This window comes from Thermogemmatispora tikiterensis (assembly GCF_003268475.1).
Lineage (GTDB): Bacteria > Chloroflexota > Ktedonobacteria > Ktedonobacterales > Ktedonobacteraceae > Thermogemmatispora > Thermogemmatispora tikiterensis.
On sequence record NZ_MCIF01000002.1, the window covers coordinates 1045494 to 1060183 of the forward strand.

Below are 14690 nucleotides of genomic sequence, written 5' to 3' on the forward strand. Positions count from 1 at the left end.
CCTTCCCCCTCGCCCGCCTGCAGATCTGTCCAGTAGCATTGCTGGACGAGCGCCGCCTGAGGGCATCAGGCGGGCTAACGACCCGGCAAGAAGATAAGGACCATACAGACAAGAGCTGCGAGAGCCAGGAGCAGGCAATAGATCCCCCCCAGCAGACGCGAGAGAGTCTGAGAACTTGGGCTCCAGCTCAGGCTCCGCCAGGCCGTGGCGCCAGTCACGAGAATAATGCCTAGCAGGAGAAGAAAGGCCAGCACACGGCCCTCGACGTTCTCAACGGTACTGCCGGTCAGCAGAACCAGCGGCGTCGCGACCGCCGAGAAAAGGAGAATAGCCGCGACTATATCGAGGGCCGCCATACCCAGAAAGCCGGCCTCATCGAAACGATAGTAGCGCAAGCGCGCTGTGGCCCTGACAAGGGTCACTAATGCAGCAATATATACAAGCAGGCTGAGCAGGATGAACAGAAAGATAGACATACCTCTCGTTAGAACAGAAACTTCCTTGGCGGATTGCTCTTCATAAGTGCTTCCGTGCCCTATGAAACTGAAACTAAGTTCACTAGAGTAGACGCGTGAGCAACGCTCTGGGTTTCTAGTGGCCCCCTTTTTCTCTAGATACTTGCTGGCTGGTAGCCCAGCAATGCCGCTGTGATCTCTAGAGCCACGGCTGCCCACAGGCCAGGATTTGCCCGCCGAGTAACGAGGAGCCTCCTGGCTTCCTGTAGTTCTAAACTTTACCATCCCTATGCAATCTATCTTGAGTGAATGGGATAAGATACCCTAAAGCATTGACATTTTGGTATATAAAGGTAGACTTCTATTAAAAGCTCTGCTTTAGTCTCTCCCTGCCAGGAGGCAACGACAAAAGAAAGGAAGGGACCTTATGGAAGTGGAAAGTTCTGCTGCCCAGCTAGCAACACACCCACCATCAGGAAGTGCACTACCTTCCGAGCACTACGTGGAACGGGTGATGCCTCCTGTCCTCAGCAAGTTGGACATGACGGCTATCTTTTTTGCAGCCATCTTCTACTTAACGAACAGTGCCACAGCGGCTGCTGCTGGCGCAGTTTCCTTCCTCTACTGGCTGATCTGCGGAGTCGTCTTCTTTCTCCCCTGCGTCCTGAGTACGGCGCAGCTGGGCCTGTTGTTTCCCCACGAGGGCGCTCTCTACAACTGGACCTATCGTACTCTGGGAACCTTCTGGGGTTTCTTTGCTGCCTTCTGCGCCTGGCTCCCAGGCATTCTAGCCCTCGTCAGCGGCTTCGGCACAGCCATCACTTATCTCCAAGGTTTGCACGATGGTTGGCTGACCGCCCCCTGGCAACAGGGAGTGGTGCTAGCCATTCTCATTCTTCTGGGCACTGTCCTGACCGTGCAGCCACTGCGGGTGTTACAGGGAGTGCTGAATGTTACAGTAGGCTTGCTTCTGCTGGCAGTGCTCCTGATCACTGTGGCAACTTTCGCCTGGCTCCTCACCGGTCACGCCCCAGCCACCAGTTTCAGTCATCTGGACGACTGGCAACCAGGACCAGCCAACTTTGTGCTCTTCGGCTTTCTCATCCAATCTTACCTGGGCACTGAGGTCCCTCTGGCGATGGCCAGTGAAATCCGCCCCGAGCAGCGCAGGCAAGTGATTCGCTCCCATCTGCGCTGGGGCAGCCTGCTTGTTGTTGCCAGCTACCTTGTGACCACCTTTGCAGTGCTTGTGGTTCGCGGCCCGCAGGGAGCCTCTGATCCTGTTGTCTTCATTAGCCTGGTTGATCAGGCACTGGGACGAATCGCAGGCAATGTGACGGCAGTCTGCCTGCTCTGTTTCTTCGTAATCGCCCCGTTGATTTACAATTACACCTTTGCGCGCTTGTTGCTGGTTGCAGCCATCGATGGGCATCTGCCGACAAGTCTGGCCAAGCTGAATCGCGCACGCGCTCCGGCCAACGCCATTTACTTCCAGTCGGCAGTGGCTCTGGTTTTTACTGCCCTCAGCTATTTCGCCCTTCCCTACCTTTTCCCCATTGGTCAGCCTGCCGACTTGTCAACGATCATCTTCACGGTCTCCCTGGCCGCGCTCACCCTGGTCTGGCTCACCTCGATCCCTTTTCTCTTTATCGACGTACTTGTGGCCGCGCGGCGTCAGCCAGCGCTCTTCCAGAAGTATCGCATTCTTCCTTATCCCCTCTTCTGGCTCCTTGCTCTGTTGGGTACTCTCTCCTGCCTCTTGGCTATCGTGGATACCTTGCTCAATTCCTGGATTCCCGATCTGTTGACCCCTACCGCCTGGTGGCTGGCAGTCGGCGGTACAACGCTCGCCTGTCTTACGCTAGGATTGCTAGGCAGCATGGTGGCGCGAGGAGAGGCAAGCTGGGAGCGCTGGCGAGGGCAGGCTGGCTTGTGACCTTTGCAGGTCAGCCGCTCACCCCAGGGAAGCAGACGCCCATGAGCAGCCCGCAGCTTGTCTCGCCTGCTTCCCTTGACGATGCATCCAGGTTCGGCTGATGATACTGGACAAGATCAATCTGAAGGAGGCTTGCTATGTTAGAGCCGCAACCACTGGTGTTGAGTGAGGCAGCCCAGAAAGAAAAGCGCAAGCTGCGCAAGGAGCTGTCGCTCTTCTTCATGGTTTGCTTCACCTTGACAGCGATGATCAATATCGATACGCTGGGGGCTGTCTCTTCCCAGGGAGGCCAGGTTTTCCCCTGGTTGCTGATTACAGCTCTTACGTTTCTGATTCCGTATGGCCTGCTGACGGCAGAGCTGGGTAGCACGTTCCCGGAGGAGGGTGGCATCTACGTCTGGTGCAAGCTGGCCGGCGGGCGCTTCTTTGCGGCCATCGCTTCGATCTTCTATTGGGTGTCTAATCCACTCTGGGTCGGCGGGACTCTGGCTGTGACCACTATCGCCGCTTTGAAGACGTTCTGGTTCGGGAACAGCGATTTGCTCTTCGGTGGGAGTAAAGTTAGCGATGCAATCGTTGAGATATTGATCGCTCTGATCTTTATCTGGTTCACGACCTGGAGTGCAATCGTCTCTCTGCGCATCGGCAAGTGGTTCTCGACGATCGGGATTATTTTGAAGCTCTCCCTGCTGGGGCTGTTTGTGATTCTGGCTTTGGCTTTCTTCTTCGGAGGCAAGGCGAGCGGCGCTCACTTGAGCTGGGGAGACCTGCTACCGACAACAAATCTGGGGCTCATTTTCAGCAGCATTATTCCAGTGCTGGTCTTCAATTGGGCCGGCTTTGAGCTGCAGAACGGAGCCGGCGAGGAGATGTTTGAGCCTCAGCGCGATGTCCCTCGTTCACTGCTACGCGCCGGTGTGATCGGAGTGTTGGCCTATGCGATCCCAATTCTGGTGATTCTGCTGGCGCTGCCGAAAAATCAGCTCTCCAACGTCGGGGGCTTCCTCGATGCCTACCAGGCAGTGGCGAGCGTTCTGCCCACTCCAGTGGCGACGGCTCTCGGCTGGTTGATCGCCCTGGCTCTGATTCTGACTTTGGCCAGCGCCGGCGGTACCTGGCTGATGGGGGCCGATCGCACTTATGCGGTGACGGCTCTCGACGGGGCCGCTCCGCTGATCCTGGGACGCTTCAGCGCTCGCTTCGGTACCCCACTGGCCACGAACTTGCTTTCGGGTACGGTGGCAACAGTGGCAATGGTGGCAGCGATTCTGGTGACGGCTTTCGGCTCCGGCGAGCTATCAACGCTGTTCTCACTGGTACTGGGCTTCACAATTTCGACAACGGCTCTCTCCTATGCGTTCATCTTCATCTCCTACCTTATCTTGCGTTACAAGTATCCAGAGGTGGAGCGCCCTTATCGGGTGCCCGGGGGCATGGTTGGTCCCTGGATCGTAACTCTGCTGGCTCTAGCGTCAGTGCTGGTGACAGCCTATTTTACGTTGGTCCCTACGGACGAAACGGTCAGCGGCTACCAGATCAGTCGCTTGACCTATGAGTTGACTCAGCTGCTGCCGATCGCGATTGTCTTGGTGGTGGCTGTGGTCTTCTATCTGTGGGGCCGCTTTGAGCAGCAGCGCTCGACCCTTGGAAGTGTCTCCGGCGAACTAGTGACCGACGAGGCCGCCTCCAGCACCAACTAATAGCTAACGCGGCAGAGGACAGGCTCTGACCTCGCTTTGTCAGGAAGAGGAGAGAGGAGCGATCGCCAGCAGCCGCCATGTCCGTGGCAGGCTACTCCCTGGCCGCTCCCCTCTCTTTTGAGAGTGACAGCCCTGCACCTGCACCGGCTGGCCGAGGAGATAGGGCCGGCTTTTAGGGGGCATCTGGCAGAGGTTCTACGCCTTCGAACGCCCAGTGTAACCAAAGCGTGCTTTCTGTACCCCAGCCAAAAAGGTGGGCGTGTCCTTCTTCTGGACTGCCCCAGATCACCCCTTCGCTGCTCAAGAAGCCCCCAAGCGACAGATGGACTCCATCCCAGTCGCGCGCCACGGCTCGCCAGTCCGGCTCAATGAAGGTTTCTTCTGCGTCAGCAGTGCCAGAGCCAGAAGGAAACTCAGGCCGGGCTGATGCGGCTCTGTGAGCCGTGAGCAGCCTCCGCCAGCGCCAGAATGTGCCTGGTAGCCTGAAGGAAAGGCCTGGCCGTCTCCCTGGCAACCTTGTTCCTCTGCCCTGCCTGGCGGCCTGTGGAGAGGCAAGCAGGGGGAGAAGCTCAACCAGCACCGGCCTGCTGCCGTGGTCCGCGTGAAGCTGCCTGGCCCCAGGCAGAGAGGAGAGCGCCGGATAGGCCCGACAGAGATCATGCCAGTCCTGTGGCCCGTGAATCTCATACACCCGCGCCGAGGGCGCGACGAAAAGGCGCCAGCGCCTGAAGGGAGGGTCCAGGAAAGGAGGCTCCGATCTCAGGCGCAGGTAATGCAGCCAGTTACTGCTTGATTCACTCAAGCTGGTGGAGGTCCACAACGCCTGACGCGGTTTGGTGATCCCAGCCCCCCAGGGCCGCAAGTCGGGGACAAAAGCAGCCGCCTGGGGAGGCTGGCCTGTGACAGAAACCCATTCCTGGTGCTGACGATCAAGATCGCTAAACCAGTTAGCGGCTCCGGGAGCCGCCAGCAGGTGCGGCGCGAACGGCCTGAGGGCAGGACCAGCGCTGAGCAGTACCTCGACTTGCTGCGGATAGCTGACGGCGTAAGGAGTCAGCTCCGCCCCCCAACGGGCCATGAGCTGAGAGAAGCGCTCGCTAGAAGACAGAGGTTTGTTCCTGGGCGGCTACCTTCACCATCAGGGGGAGACGCCCAGCTTCAAGGCCGTTCAACCTGGCTACCACAAAATGTAATCCTTCAGCTTCAAAGATAGGTTGCACGGCTTCCCGTATGACAGCCCTGCCAGGCGGATAGGTCGTCACATGTTGGCCAAAAAAGCTCAAAGGGCGCATTTGCAAGCTCCTGGGAGCGGAACGCAGGACAGAGCGGGCCGGCGTAGCCTGGTCATACGGCCCGCTAATTTCAAACGACAGCTCGGGATTCCCCTCTCCACAGACAACACAGTAGATGATAAAGGGAATGAGCTGCGGAAGACGGGCCACCACTACACCGTTCCCGAGGGACAGGAGCAGGCTTGCCTGCGGCTGCAGCAGGCCCGGCCAGAACGGCTCGTCCTGGACAGTATCTCTGATCGATCGCCCATCACTGACAGTCACTGAGACCCTTTTTTCAATTCTTCGGATATGCCAGGAGGGTTGATTTTGAGGAGACTGCGGGATCTCTTGCTCTCCAATCGGAATGTCCTCCAGGATATCATCGCTCCAGGAGCGAGCCTGCTCTCCCCCAAATCTGGAACGCAACTCTTCTATCAGTTGATCGAACCCAGGGGGACGCCTTGGAGAGAGCAGCAGCAGTGCTTGAATCCAGGGCATCATGTGAAGGAACATGGTAATTTCTCTCCTTCTCGCTTGCAATGAGCAGATTGCTCTCGGCCATTTTACTGGAGAGTGTCGGTCAACCTCTCTCAAGAGCGCTGTCACTCACTCCCTGTCTTTCCCCTGAGAGGAGGAAGGTTGCAGGAGGATCTCACTTTCCTCCTGGGGATATGTTGCCTTCTCCCTCCCTTCCGCCCCAACTATCGGCAGAGTAGGAGGCAAAAGCCCCCACCACATCTAGCTGCCCCTTCGTGATTAAGGCTGGAAGGACCAGACATCAGCCTCTTGGAATAACACCGGCCCTGCAGCAAGCCACTCTGCAGCTCCAGTGATGTACATCTCCCAGAAAGAGCCAGAGGCTCCCGCGTAACACGCCGTTTCACCTGCTGTAAAAGCAATGCCTAGCGTATCGGTTCCATCAATCAGATTGCCGTTAATATAAAGATCACCCATCTCACTAACTTCGGCATAGAGAGGATCAGCAGAAGCCAGACCCACTCCATAGCCACAGATAAACTGATCCCCATAGAATACATAGTCAATTTCAGCTTCAACAGTGAGGGTAAAGTTGACTGCGGGATGCACCCCCCGACTCTTCCCCAGAATCGGAATTCTTCTAGTCTGCCTCACTATGCGATGTGGTCTGCGGAGTACGCTGGTCAGATCATACCTTTTTATGCCTGTCTGCGTCATGCCGACCTGAACACGGCCTTTGGCCAAATCGGTGGTGGTAGCACTCGATGCGGTGGGACTCCAAGTTTCTTTGGCAGCAAATACTTCTTTGAATTCAAAAGAAAATTAAAAAAACAAAATTACCAAGATAGCCATGATCGAATTAAAACTATCAATACTGACCTCATGGTACTATCCCTTTCTTTCTGAATACAGACAGTCAACTGTCAGATTGGATCTAATCATATTAGATGAAACCATGAGATATTGACAGAATCAAGGTCCTACAGAGCACTTGCTCAGAAGAAACGACAGATATAGCTCTATAAGTCAACTCTGCCCTCCGCGCGGATGAGCTGAGATATCATACAGCGGCTCGCCTCTCTAAGGAGGAGGCCCAACCCTGCTTTGTCAGGAAGAGGAAAGGGGACCAGTCAAGCGCTGACCCACCAGCGGTGTGGTAGGGGCTAGTGACCGGTCCCCGATCTTCTATTCTGTGCTCAGAAGAGCCGTCAGCGCCCTCTTAGGCCTCCTCCGGCACCAGAATGCCCCGCCCGTGCAGACGCCCACTCTCCAGATCGTGAATGGCATCGAGAGCCGCCTCCAGCGGATAGACCGCCGTATGCAGCCGGACCTTCCCCTGCGCAGTCAGGGCCATCAGCTCGACTAGATCGTTATAGGTCCCGACCAGATTGCCAATGAAGTTGATCTCGGTCGAGATAATATCAATGGTCGGCACGACTAGACGACCACCATAGCCAATGACATAGTAGTAGCCGGCACGGCGCAGCATAGCGATCCCGCTCTCCAGAGCACCACCCTCGCCCACGAAATCCAGGATCACCTCGGCACCCTGGCCCTCGGTGATTTCGCGCACCCTGGCCACCTCACCTCCATCGGCCAGCACCGTGTGATCTGCTCCCCAGCCGCGCGCCAGTTCCAGGGCCTCCGCCGACCTGTCGACAACGATCACCTCGGCAGGGGTCAGAGCTTTGAGACACTGCACACCAATATGGCCCAGCCCTCCAGCTCCGATAACCACCGCCTTGGTGCCAGGATAGAGCACAGGCACGGCCTTCTTGACGGCGTGATAGGCCGTCAGACCCGCATCAGCCAGGGCGGCGATGTCCTTGGGCGCCAGCGAGGGATCAAGCTTGACCACTGCGCGCGCCGTGGTCTTCAGGAAGGTGGCCATGCCACCATCGGTGGAAATCCCCGGGAAGGCTGAGTTGGCACAGTGCATGTCGTTCCCGGCACGGCAGGCCCGGCAGAAGCCACAGGTAATGAGCGGATGCACAATGACCGTGTCGCCAACGGCGACGGTGCTGACCGCCGAGCCAACGGCATGCACCCAGCCGGCATTTTCGTGCCCCAACGTATAAGGCAGCGTTACGCCCGATTTCTCGACCCACTGTCCTTCAATAATGTGTAGATCTGTGCGGCAGAGGCCGGCCCCCCCAATGCGCACAATGACGTCGAAGGGGCCGCTGATGGTCGGCTCGGCAACCTCTTCAACCACCGGCGATTGATTGTAAGCATGGAGACGAACGGCTTTCATAGGGGATTCTCTCCTTCTTCGTTGTGCGCTGTCTCTGCGCTAGCGTGCTGGTAACGGGTGCGAAAGAGAGCGCTACACATAGCCGTATTGAAGAGCAGGCTCAGACGCACAGAGCGCAGGCGACGCAGAAAGTCCTGGAGTTCACCGGCAGGTATAGGCTCCCCTTGCTCGTCGACAAAGAGGGGACCACCCACTCGCAACACTCCCAGAGTCCGCCCCCGCTCAACATAGGCTCGGGCAGACCTGCCCAGCGTCGGTAACTGCAAGGTGGCCCCGGGTAGACAGACGCAGGCTACATCAGCCGCTTCATCCCAAGAGAGATCTTCCAGACACCGCGTCCTCAGCACGTCTTCACTGAGGCCAGCTCGCAGCAAACGACGCAGTAGGAGATCCTGACGCATCAGAAAACCCTTGCGCAGGAAGGTACGCCGCAATTCCTGCAAGTTACTGTCCGTCGTGACCTCATTGGGGAAAGCCTCAGCAAAGCTGAGACCACTATTGACTGCCTCCGAGATGGTTTCTCCTTCACAGTGGTCGAGTAGATGCACTTGAACGCTGCTCACCCCTGGCACAGTTCGCGCTCTCTCGGCCAGGTCTGAGACCATCAGATAAGCAAAGTTGGGAGCACACCAGAAGGTCGGTAGCTTCAAAAAGATGTCGACCTTCGTCCCGCTGATTTCGATACGGTCGACGAAGCCCAGGCGCACCAGGGGCGTATCCAGCTCGGGATCAAGGACATCGGCGATGGCCGCCCAGACTTGCTCTGGCCTTACGAGGGGAGCGCTCACGGCTTCTTGGATGGGCATAGTTCGTTCTCCTCCTGTCTCGCCATCGATACAGTCCATCCATTCGGAGAGCGGCAGCCGGGACAGCAGCTGCACTGGTAGCGACAGCTCCTGGCAATCAGGCCAGGCTCTGGCCGCCGGCTGAGCTGCCTGGCCGCCGCTCAGTATAGCTCAGGCTCCTGTCTCAGCCCGAGCAGAGCTGCCGGCCCCGCCCGCCTGGGACTTGCTCATACCTTCTACACTGGACGCCTGTTGGGCTAGCTCGTCGTTACCTAGCTTCTTAAGCTGCTCCTCGGGGTCAATGCCGTAGAGACGCGCCGCATTGAGGCCCATAATTTTGCGCTTGACATCGAGTGTCAAATCAACCTTGAATTCGTCCTTGAGATCCTGGGGCAACTCAAAGGCCATGAAGCGCTCAACCAGCCAGCGCGGCTCCCAGATGGCGTAATCGCTGCCAAAGAGGATCTTATCCGGCCCAACCCAGAAGAGCAGGTTAGCCATGATCTCAGCGAAGTAGCGTGGGCGCGGGTAAATAAAAGGCAGGGCCACCGCCAGACCGGCGTAGACGTTTTTCTCCTGAACAGCAATCCAGCAGAAATCTTCCAAACGCGGCAGGCCGACATGCTCAACGATGAAATTCAGCTCGGGGAAACGGGAGGCAGCATCGTCGACATCAGCGACATCGAAGGCATCACGATTGAGTGGATAAATGGTCGGGCCTTTGTGCACGTGGATATTAGTGATTCCCAACCTGGCACATTCCTCCAGGTAACGATAGGCTTCGGGGCTGGAGAGCTTGTAGCCCTTGGAGGCGCCACGCCACTCCGCGGTGTAGAGTTTGACCCCCTTGATATCCCATTCGTCTTTCTGACGCCGTAGATACTCCAGGCCCGCATCGCCATCGCGCGCATCCCAGGCGCCATTGAGGATAAAGCGCTCAGGATAGCGCTGTTTCATGACGCTGTTTTGCTCAATGGTGTTGAAGCCATTGATGAAGAACTCGGTGAGGTAGGTAGGCTGGAGAATGGCCATATCAACATAGCCTTTGACAAATTCATCCTGGGCCATGCGCTCCGGGCTATAGCGCTCGAAGTCGCTGAGCGGCCAGACATACTCAGCTGGGGAAAGGTTGCGGTGATAATCATAGAAGCAGTCGATCCAGCCGCGCCCGTACTGGTTGCGCTGGTTGGCAGGACTGGCATCCCAGAGGTGAGTGTGGGCGTCAATGATGAAGATCTCTTCGCCCGTCGAGGTACGAAACATTAGCTGGCCTCCTTTGTGTCCAGCAGGTCAACAGCGACCCGGGTAGTGACTCCTCCACAACTCGCTCGGTCGAGGCCAGCTTCAGAGCCAGCCCCGGCCTTCACTAGATTACGAGCAAGCGCGGGAGTCAAAACGCACTACGCTCCCTACTCCTTCAGAACAGGCGAATCCTTTTTGCTTGTTTGCTTGCTGGGCGGTACGACTTGGGGCCATGCCTGCGCAGGCTGATTCGACCCGGCCACAGACTCCAGTCAGGGCTGAGGTCAAACCGGTTCCAGCCACCTTGCCTCCATTGCCAGCATAGCACAAAACGGTATCAGTGTGTAGATTGCGATTTCATTATTTGAAATACCGTCTCAATCTGCTTGACACTAAGACGCGGCTCAGTATAATCCCAGGTAAGGAAGGCCCTGCTTTATAAGGAGAGATCGTAGCCACTACCGGCAAGCAAGCCAACCGTAGCCCGTATGCCCAGCCGTGCAAAGGAGCAATAGAGTTATGGCCAAGCGCTCTCACGCCCACCCTCACATTCAGGCATCGTCCCCTTCCGAGTCTAAGCGCGATATCCTACGCTCGGCGCAGCGCGTGCTTGCAATCCTTGAGCTAATTGCCCGTACTCCTGGTGGACTGACCGTCCGAGCAGTGAGCAAACTGCTACAGCTTAATATCAGCACCTGCTATCATAGTCTGAATACGCTGCTGACCGCTGGCTATGTCGAGCGCCTCCCCAGTGGCCACTACGTGCTCGGGCCACAGATCCCGTACTTGAATGACGCCTACCTGCGCACACTCACCCACGACTGGCCGGCGACGGACCCGCAGGAGAGCTGGCAAGCCGTAGCGCGAGTCCCAGCTCATCGGCCTTCGCTATCGCAGCGGCTGCGCCCCATCCTTCACAGTCTGAGCGAGCGCAGCCAGGAGCCAGCCTATCTGGCTGGCTGGCGCTACGGTGAGGTGGAACTACAGGCCATCGTCGAGCCAGCTCACGCCGAACGCATTCCGGGCATCTACATCGGCTATCGCGGCCAGGCTCATGCCCACGCCCTGGGCAAAGTCCTCCTGGCCTATAGCTCACCGGCCTTCGTCGAGGACTACCTGGCCCGTCATGCTCTGATTCGCCTGACTCAACGGACCATCGTGGAACGCACTCTTCTCTGCGAGGAGCTTCACACCATCGCCCACCAGGGCTACAGTATTGATCGCGAAGAGCTACATGCTGACACTGCCTGTCTGGCAGCGCCTGTCAGAGATGCCCAGGGCCGAGTGATGGCAGCTATCGCTATCTCGTTTCGCAGTGATCTGCTCTCCCGTCGCGGGGAATGGCTCATCGCCCAGGTCCTGCGCGCCGCTCGCCAGGCCAGTGCCGAGCTACGCCTCAGCAGGCCATGCGAGCAATGCTAGCTGGCCCCTGCAGGCTGGAGAGGACCGGCATCGTGGCCGGTTGATCTCTGACCATCGTCTATCCCTCGCAAAAGTCCTGTTCGACAGTCAAAAATAGACCGGGACGTACGTAGTTGTTTATAATAAGGGACACAGGAGCTGCTACCATTCACAATAGTGCGGAGAAGAGAGATCAAGCCAGGAGTCTAGTGCTATGGTCGAAACGTTGATTATTGGGGGCGTTATTATCTTCGTGCTGGCAGGGGGCCTGGGAATTTTCCTCGGCTTGCGTGTTCAGCGCCTATTCATCGAAAGCGTCCGTAAGCAGCAAGCAGCCTGGGAGCGGGCAGAGGAGGCTCGCCGCCAGGTCTGGGAGCAGAAGCAGCAGCGCGAGATGGCAGCCCAGAAACAGAGCCTGGCCAATCAGGTTGAGCAGTTGCGCAAGGCATACGAGGAACGCCTCAATCAGGCAATCAGCCAGTTTGGGGTGGAGCTAGAGCTAGCGCGCCTGCCGCGAGTGGATGAGACCCCCATTCTCTCGAAAGCTGCCGAGGAGGGGGCCGCCATGCCTGCCCATTGGCGGCCAGCAAATCTCTATAAGGCCGACCTTTCGCAGCGCGACCTTTCCCATCGTTATCTGGGACGCGCCGATCTCCGTGGGGCCCGTCTGGTTGGCGCCAATCTTTCGATGGCCGATCTCTCGCGCGCGTGCCTGGCTGGCGCCGATCTGACGAGAGCTAATTTGACAGGGGCCAATCTTTCGTACGCTGATCTGCGCGAGGCTAATCTGAGCGAGGCCACCTTGCTGGTCGCCGATCTGCACCAGACCAACCTGATAGGGGCTCGTCTGGATAATGTCTATAGCGTGACAGAGGAGCAGCTGCGCTCGGCCATCCGTGGTTCACAGATCCACAGCGAGCTTGAAGTAGAAGAAACCTCGCCACGAATGCCAGCTGTCCGTCCAACGCGCATTATCCCCGAACGCCCGGCTCCTAGCGCGGGTAGCAGTGCCTCACGCTCGCGGAGCCACGATGGTTCTGCCGCAGCGGAGACTACCCTTCCAGTTAACGCAACCAGCACCAGCAGCCCGCGTTCCAGTTCCGTTAGTGCCTCCCCTCGTGTGGAAGAGGCGGCCTCTTCCTTTGCCAGCGCTGTCACCCCACCCACGACTGGTTCCCCGGCCAACCCGGAACCGCCGAACCCGTCGACCGCTTCGCCCTTGTTCACAGCCAGCGCAGCGTCTGAATCAGCTTCGGCAGCAGATTCTTTGCCGGGCCATGAGGAGCAGGAAGAGCCGTCGACCCCGGCTGTTTTGCCAGATGCCGAAACCGATGAGACAGGCCAGCAAATGGGGAGCAACGAGGACTATTTTTCCCCCGAGAGCCTGGCCTATATGATGGAAGAGCGACCAGCCGGCCAGCAGTCTGAGATCCCTGCCTGGCTGAAGGCCCTTGAAACCTCGGCTGGAGGCGCATCTCTGAATTTCACCACCAGTGCTGAGGCTGAACCCCAGGGCCTCCCTTCGCCAAGCATCGCTGATGAAGAGCATGGGGCGACTGCAGCTAAGAGCGCAGAAACCTCGTTCTACGCCTCTGAGAGCCTTGAGCAGCAGGAGGAATTTCCTGCCTCTGCTACTCTCCCCTGGACAGCTTCTACCTGGGAACGTGCCTGGAAGGAGGCCGTTGAGCGCCTCAGCTCCTTCTCTCAGGAAGAGACAGGCGCAGCTGAGGGGGGAAACAATCAAGAAGCCGAGGGATCAACGGCCAACGCCGCCCCGTTCACCTTCCGCGTACCTGATACCGCTTACGAGACTCAGTCCATCAGCGGCAGCGAGGCGCAGGAGGAGCCTTCCGCCTCTGCTTCCTCCACGACCTTCCCGCAGGTTCCGGAAACACCTTTCTCTGTTCCTACCCTGGATACTCTACCTTTCATCGAGCGCCTGGTTGATCCTCTGCCTCAGTCGGAGCGCACCAGCGCCGAAAGCCTGCTCGATCCCCAGGTGACTGATCATATTGTCGACACCCAGGAGCTGCGGGCGATCAAGCAGAAGTCACCAGCCCCTGGAGAGCAGGCCTCTTCATAAAGAGGCTGGGCTTTCCCTGGGCTTTCCCTGGCACTTCCCCAAACAAACCCAAGGCTCCCTTCACGCTGCAGCGCCCTACAGCGCTACAGGGAGAGTGATGTGCCTCCGCCCGAGGGCGAGCGGGGCGCCCTTGTCAGCTGAGCGGCTCCGCCATTCCGGCACTCCACAGGCAGCACAAATATGCTATACTAGAGCGGCAAACGGGCGGGGACGCCAAGGTACTTGACAAGGAGTAGATGTTTTATGGCCAGAGAACAGCATCTGCCACTGGAAGGCAAGATCGCACTTGTGACTGGAAGTAGTCAGGGTATCGGGCGGGCAGTGGCTCTGCGTCTGGCTCAGGCGGGAGCTGATGTCGCCGTGAACTATTATCGCCACGCAGAAGCCGCCGAGGAGGTACGGGCCCAGATCGAAGCCCTCGGCAGGCGGGCTATCGTGGTTCAGGCCGATGTAAGCCAGGAGGAAGAGGTCAGCCGGCTCTTCGAGCAGATCAACCGAGAGCTGGGACCGGTCACTGTTCTGGTGAATAATGCAGGAACCACTCGCGATAAGCTGATTCTGCAGATGTCACTCGCTGATTTCGAAGATATTTTGAATATCAACCTTCGTTCAGCTTTTCTCTGCACCCGCGCTGCCCTCCGGTCGATGATGAAGGCACGCTGGGGTCGCATTGTCAATGTCACTTCGGTCGCTGGCCTTCTCGGCAATGCCGGCCAGGCTAACTATAGCGCATCGAAGGCCGCCCTCATCGCGCTAACGCTGAGCACCGCTCGCGAGATGGCGAGCCGTAACATCACAGCTAACGCCGTGGCACCCGGCTTTGTCCCGACGGAGCTGACTTCCAAGCTGACAGAGCAGCAGCGTAAGCAGATGCTCGACTTGACTCCTCTTGGGCGCTTTGGGACCCCCGAGGAGGTTGCTGCCACCATTTGCTTCCTCTGCTCGCCCGAGGCCGGCTATATCACCGGTCAGGTGATCTGCGTTGACGGAGGCATGGCCATGCATATCTGATCAGCCGGCCTCCCTCTCCATTGGCTCCTCGGTTTCGATCATTCCCTCTGTTGCTGCTCCTCTTTCCCTCCG

General features: G+C 58.0%; 11 protein-coding genes. 5 read left to right on the forward strand and 6 right to left on the reverse strand.

Going from position 1 to position 14690, the window contains the following annotated elements; translation table 11 throughout:
- Window positions 1-74: 74 nt before the first annotated feature.
- A complete protein-coding gene (locus tag A4R35_RS04315; protein WP_112426875.1) occupies window positions 75-476 on the reverse strand; it encodes a hypothetical protein in 402 nt (133 codons plus the stop codon).
- Between the two features lie 406 nt (window positions 477-882).
- On the opposite strand from A4R35_RS04315, the gene A4R35_RS04320 reads away from it, so the two are divergent.
- Together A4R35_RS04320 and A4R35_RS04325 are read left to right on the forward strand one after the other, a co-directional pair.
- The gene (locus A4R35_RS04320) at window positions 883-2391 is read left to right on the forward strand and encodes an APC family permease (RefSeq protein WP_112426877.1); all 1509 of its coding nucleotides are present in this window, start codon (window positions 883-885) and stop codon (window positions 2389-2391) included.
- Window positions 2392-2528: 137 nt separating this feature from the next.
- Window positions 2529-4091 (forward strand): APC family permease, encoded by a 1563-nt coding sequence (locus A4R35_RS04325; RefSeq protein ID WP_112426879.1) that lies wholly within the window; start codon window positions 2529-2531, stop codon window positions 4089-4091.
- A gap of 1097 nt (window positions 4092-5188) precedes the next feature.
- Here the strand turns inward: A4R35_RS04325 and A4R35_RS04335 are convergent.
- The 5 genes from A4R35_RS04335 to A4R35_RS04355 form a co-directional block, all read right to left on the reverse strand.
- Window positions 5189-5878 carry a hypothetical protein gene (locus A4R35_RS04335; protein ID WP_112426883.1) on the reverse strand — a complete coding sequence of 230 codons (690 nt, stop codon included), beginning with the start codon at window positions 5876-5878 and terminating at the stop codon, window positions 5189-5191.
- 243 nt (window positions 5879-6121) lie between these two features.
- A complete protein-coding gene (locus A4R35_RS04340) occupies window positions 6122-6451 on the reverse strand; it encodes a hypothetical protein (protein WP_112426885.1) in 330 nt (109 codons plus the stop codon).
- Window positions 6452-7061: 610 nt separating this feature from the next.
- Window positions 7062-8096 carry an NAD(P)-dependent alcohol dehydrogenase gene (locus tag A4R35_RS04345; RefSeq protein WP_112426887.1) on the reverse strand — a complete coding sequence of 345 codons (1035 nt, stop codon included), beginning with the start codon at window positions 8094-8096 and terminating at the stop codon, window positions 7062-7064.
- Window positions 8093-8902 (reverse strand): iron-sulfur cluster assembly protein, encoded by an 810-nt coding sequence (locus A4R35_RS04350; protein ID WP_189361315.1) that lies wholly within the window; start codon window positions 8900-8902, stop codon window positions 8093-8095. Before A4R35_RS04350 ends, A4R35_RS04345 begins: the two co-directional genes overlap by 4 nt.
- 150 nt (window positions 8903-9052) lie before the next feature.
- Window positions 9053-10144 (reverse strand): amidohydrolase family protein, encoded by a 1092-nt coding sequence (locus A4R35_RS04355; protein WP_112426891.1) that lies wholly within the window; start codon window positions 10142-10144, stop codon window positions 9053-9055.
- Between the two features lie 498 nt (window positions 10145-10642).
- Here A4R35_RS04355 and A4R35_RS04360 point away from each other — a divergent pair, with 498 nt between their 5' ends.
- The 3 genes from A4R35_RS04360 (at window position 10643) to fabG (ending at window position 14618) form a co-directional block, all read left to right on the forward strand.
- Window positions 10643-11545: an IclR family transcriptional regulator gene (locus tag A4R35_RS04360; RefSeq protein ID WP_112426893.1), complete on the forward strand. Its 903-nt coding sequence runs from the start codon at window positions 10643-10645 to the stop codon at window positions 11543-11545.
- Window positions 11546-11738: 193 nt separating this feature from the next.
- Entirely contained in the window at window positions 11739-13607 is a 1869-nt protein-coding gene (locus A4R35_RS24950; RefSeq protein ID WP_317615963.1) for a pentapeptide repeat-containing protein, read from the forward strand.
- Window positions 13608-13850: 243 nt separating this feature from the next.
- Window positions 13851-14618 carry a 3-oxoacyl-[acyl-carrier-protein] reductase gene (gene fabG, locus A4R35_RS04370; RefSeq protein ID WP_112426895.1) on the forward strand — a complete coding sequence of 256 codons (768 nt, stop codon included), beginning with the start codon at window positions 13851-13853 and terminating at the stop codon, window positions 14616-14618.
- Window positions 14619-14690 lie beyond the last annotated feature (72 nt).

Bases quoted from the DNA above. Each gene is read 5' to 3' on its own strand.
- A4R35_RS04315 (WP_112426875.1), bottom strand. From the start codon at position 476: ATGTCTATCTTTCTGTTCATCCTGCTCAGCCTGCTTGTATATATTGCT.
- A4R35_RS04320 (WP_112426877.1), top strand. From the start codon at position 883: ATGGAAGTGGAAAGTTCTGCTGCCCAGCTAGCAACACACCCACCATCA.
- A4R35_RS04325 (WP_112426879.1), top strand. From the start codon at position 2,529: ATGTTAGAGCCGCAACCACTGGTGTTGAGTGAGGCAGCCCAGAAAGAA.
- A4R35_RS04335 (WP_112426883.1), bottom strand. From the start codon at position 5,878: ATGTTCCTTCACATGATGCCCTGGATTCAAGCACTGCTGCTGCTCTCT.
- A4R35_RS04345 (WP_112426887.1), bottom strand. From the start codon at position 8,096: ATGAAAGCCGTTCGTCTCCATGCTTACAATCAATCGCCGGTGGTTGAA.
- A4R35_RS04350 (WP_189361315.1), bottom strand. From the start codon at position 8,902: ATGCCCATCCAAGAAGCCGTGAGCGCTCCCCTCGTAAGGCCAGAGCAA.
- A4R35_RS04355 (WP_112426891.1), bottom strand. From the start codon at position 10,144: ATGTTTCGTACCTCGACGGGCGAAGAGATCTTCATCATTGACGCCCAC.
- A4R35_RS04360 (WP_112426893.1), top strand. From the start codon at position 10,643: ATGGCCAAGCGCTCTCACGCCCACCCTCACATTCAGGCATCGTCCCCT.
- A4R35_RS24950 (WP_317615963.1), top strand. From the start codon at position 11,739: ATGGTCGAAACGTTGATTATTGGGGGCGTTATTATCTTCGTGCTGGCA.
- fabG (WP_112426895.1), top strand. From the start codon at position 13,851: ATGGCCAGAGAACAGCATCTGCCACTGGAAGGCAAGATCGCACTTGTG.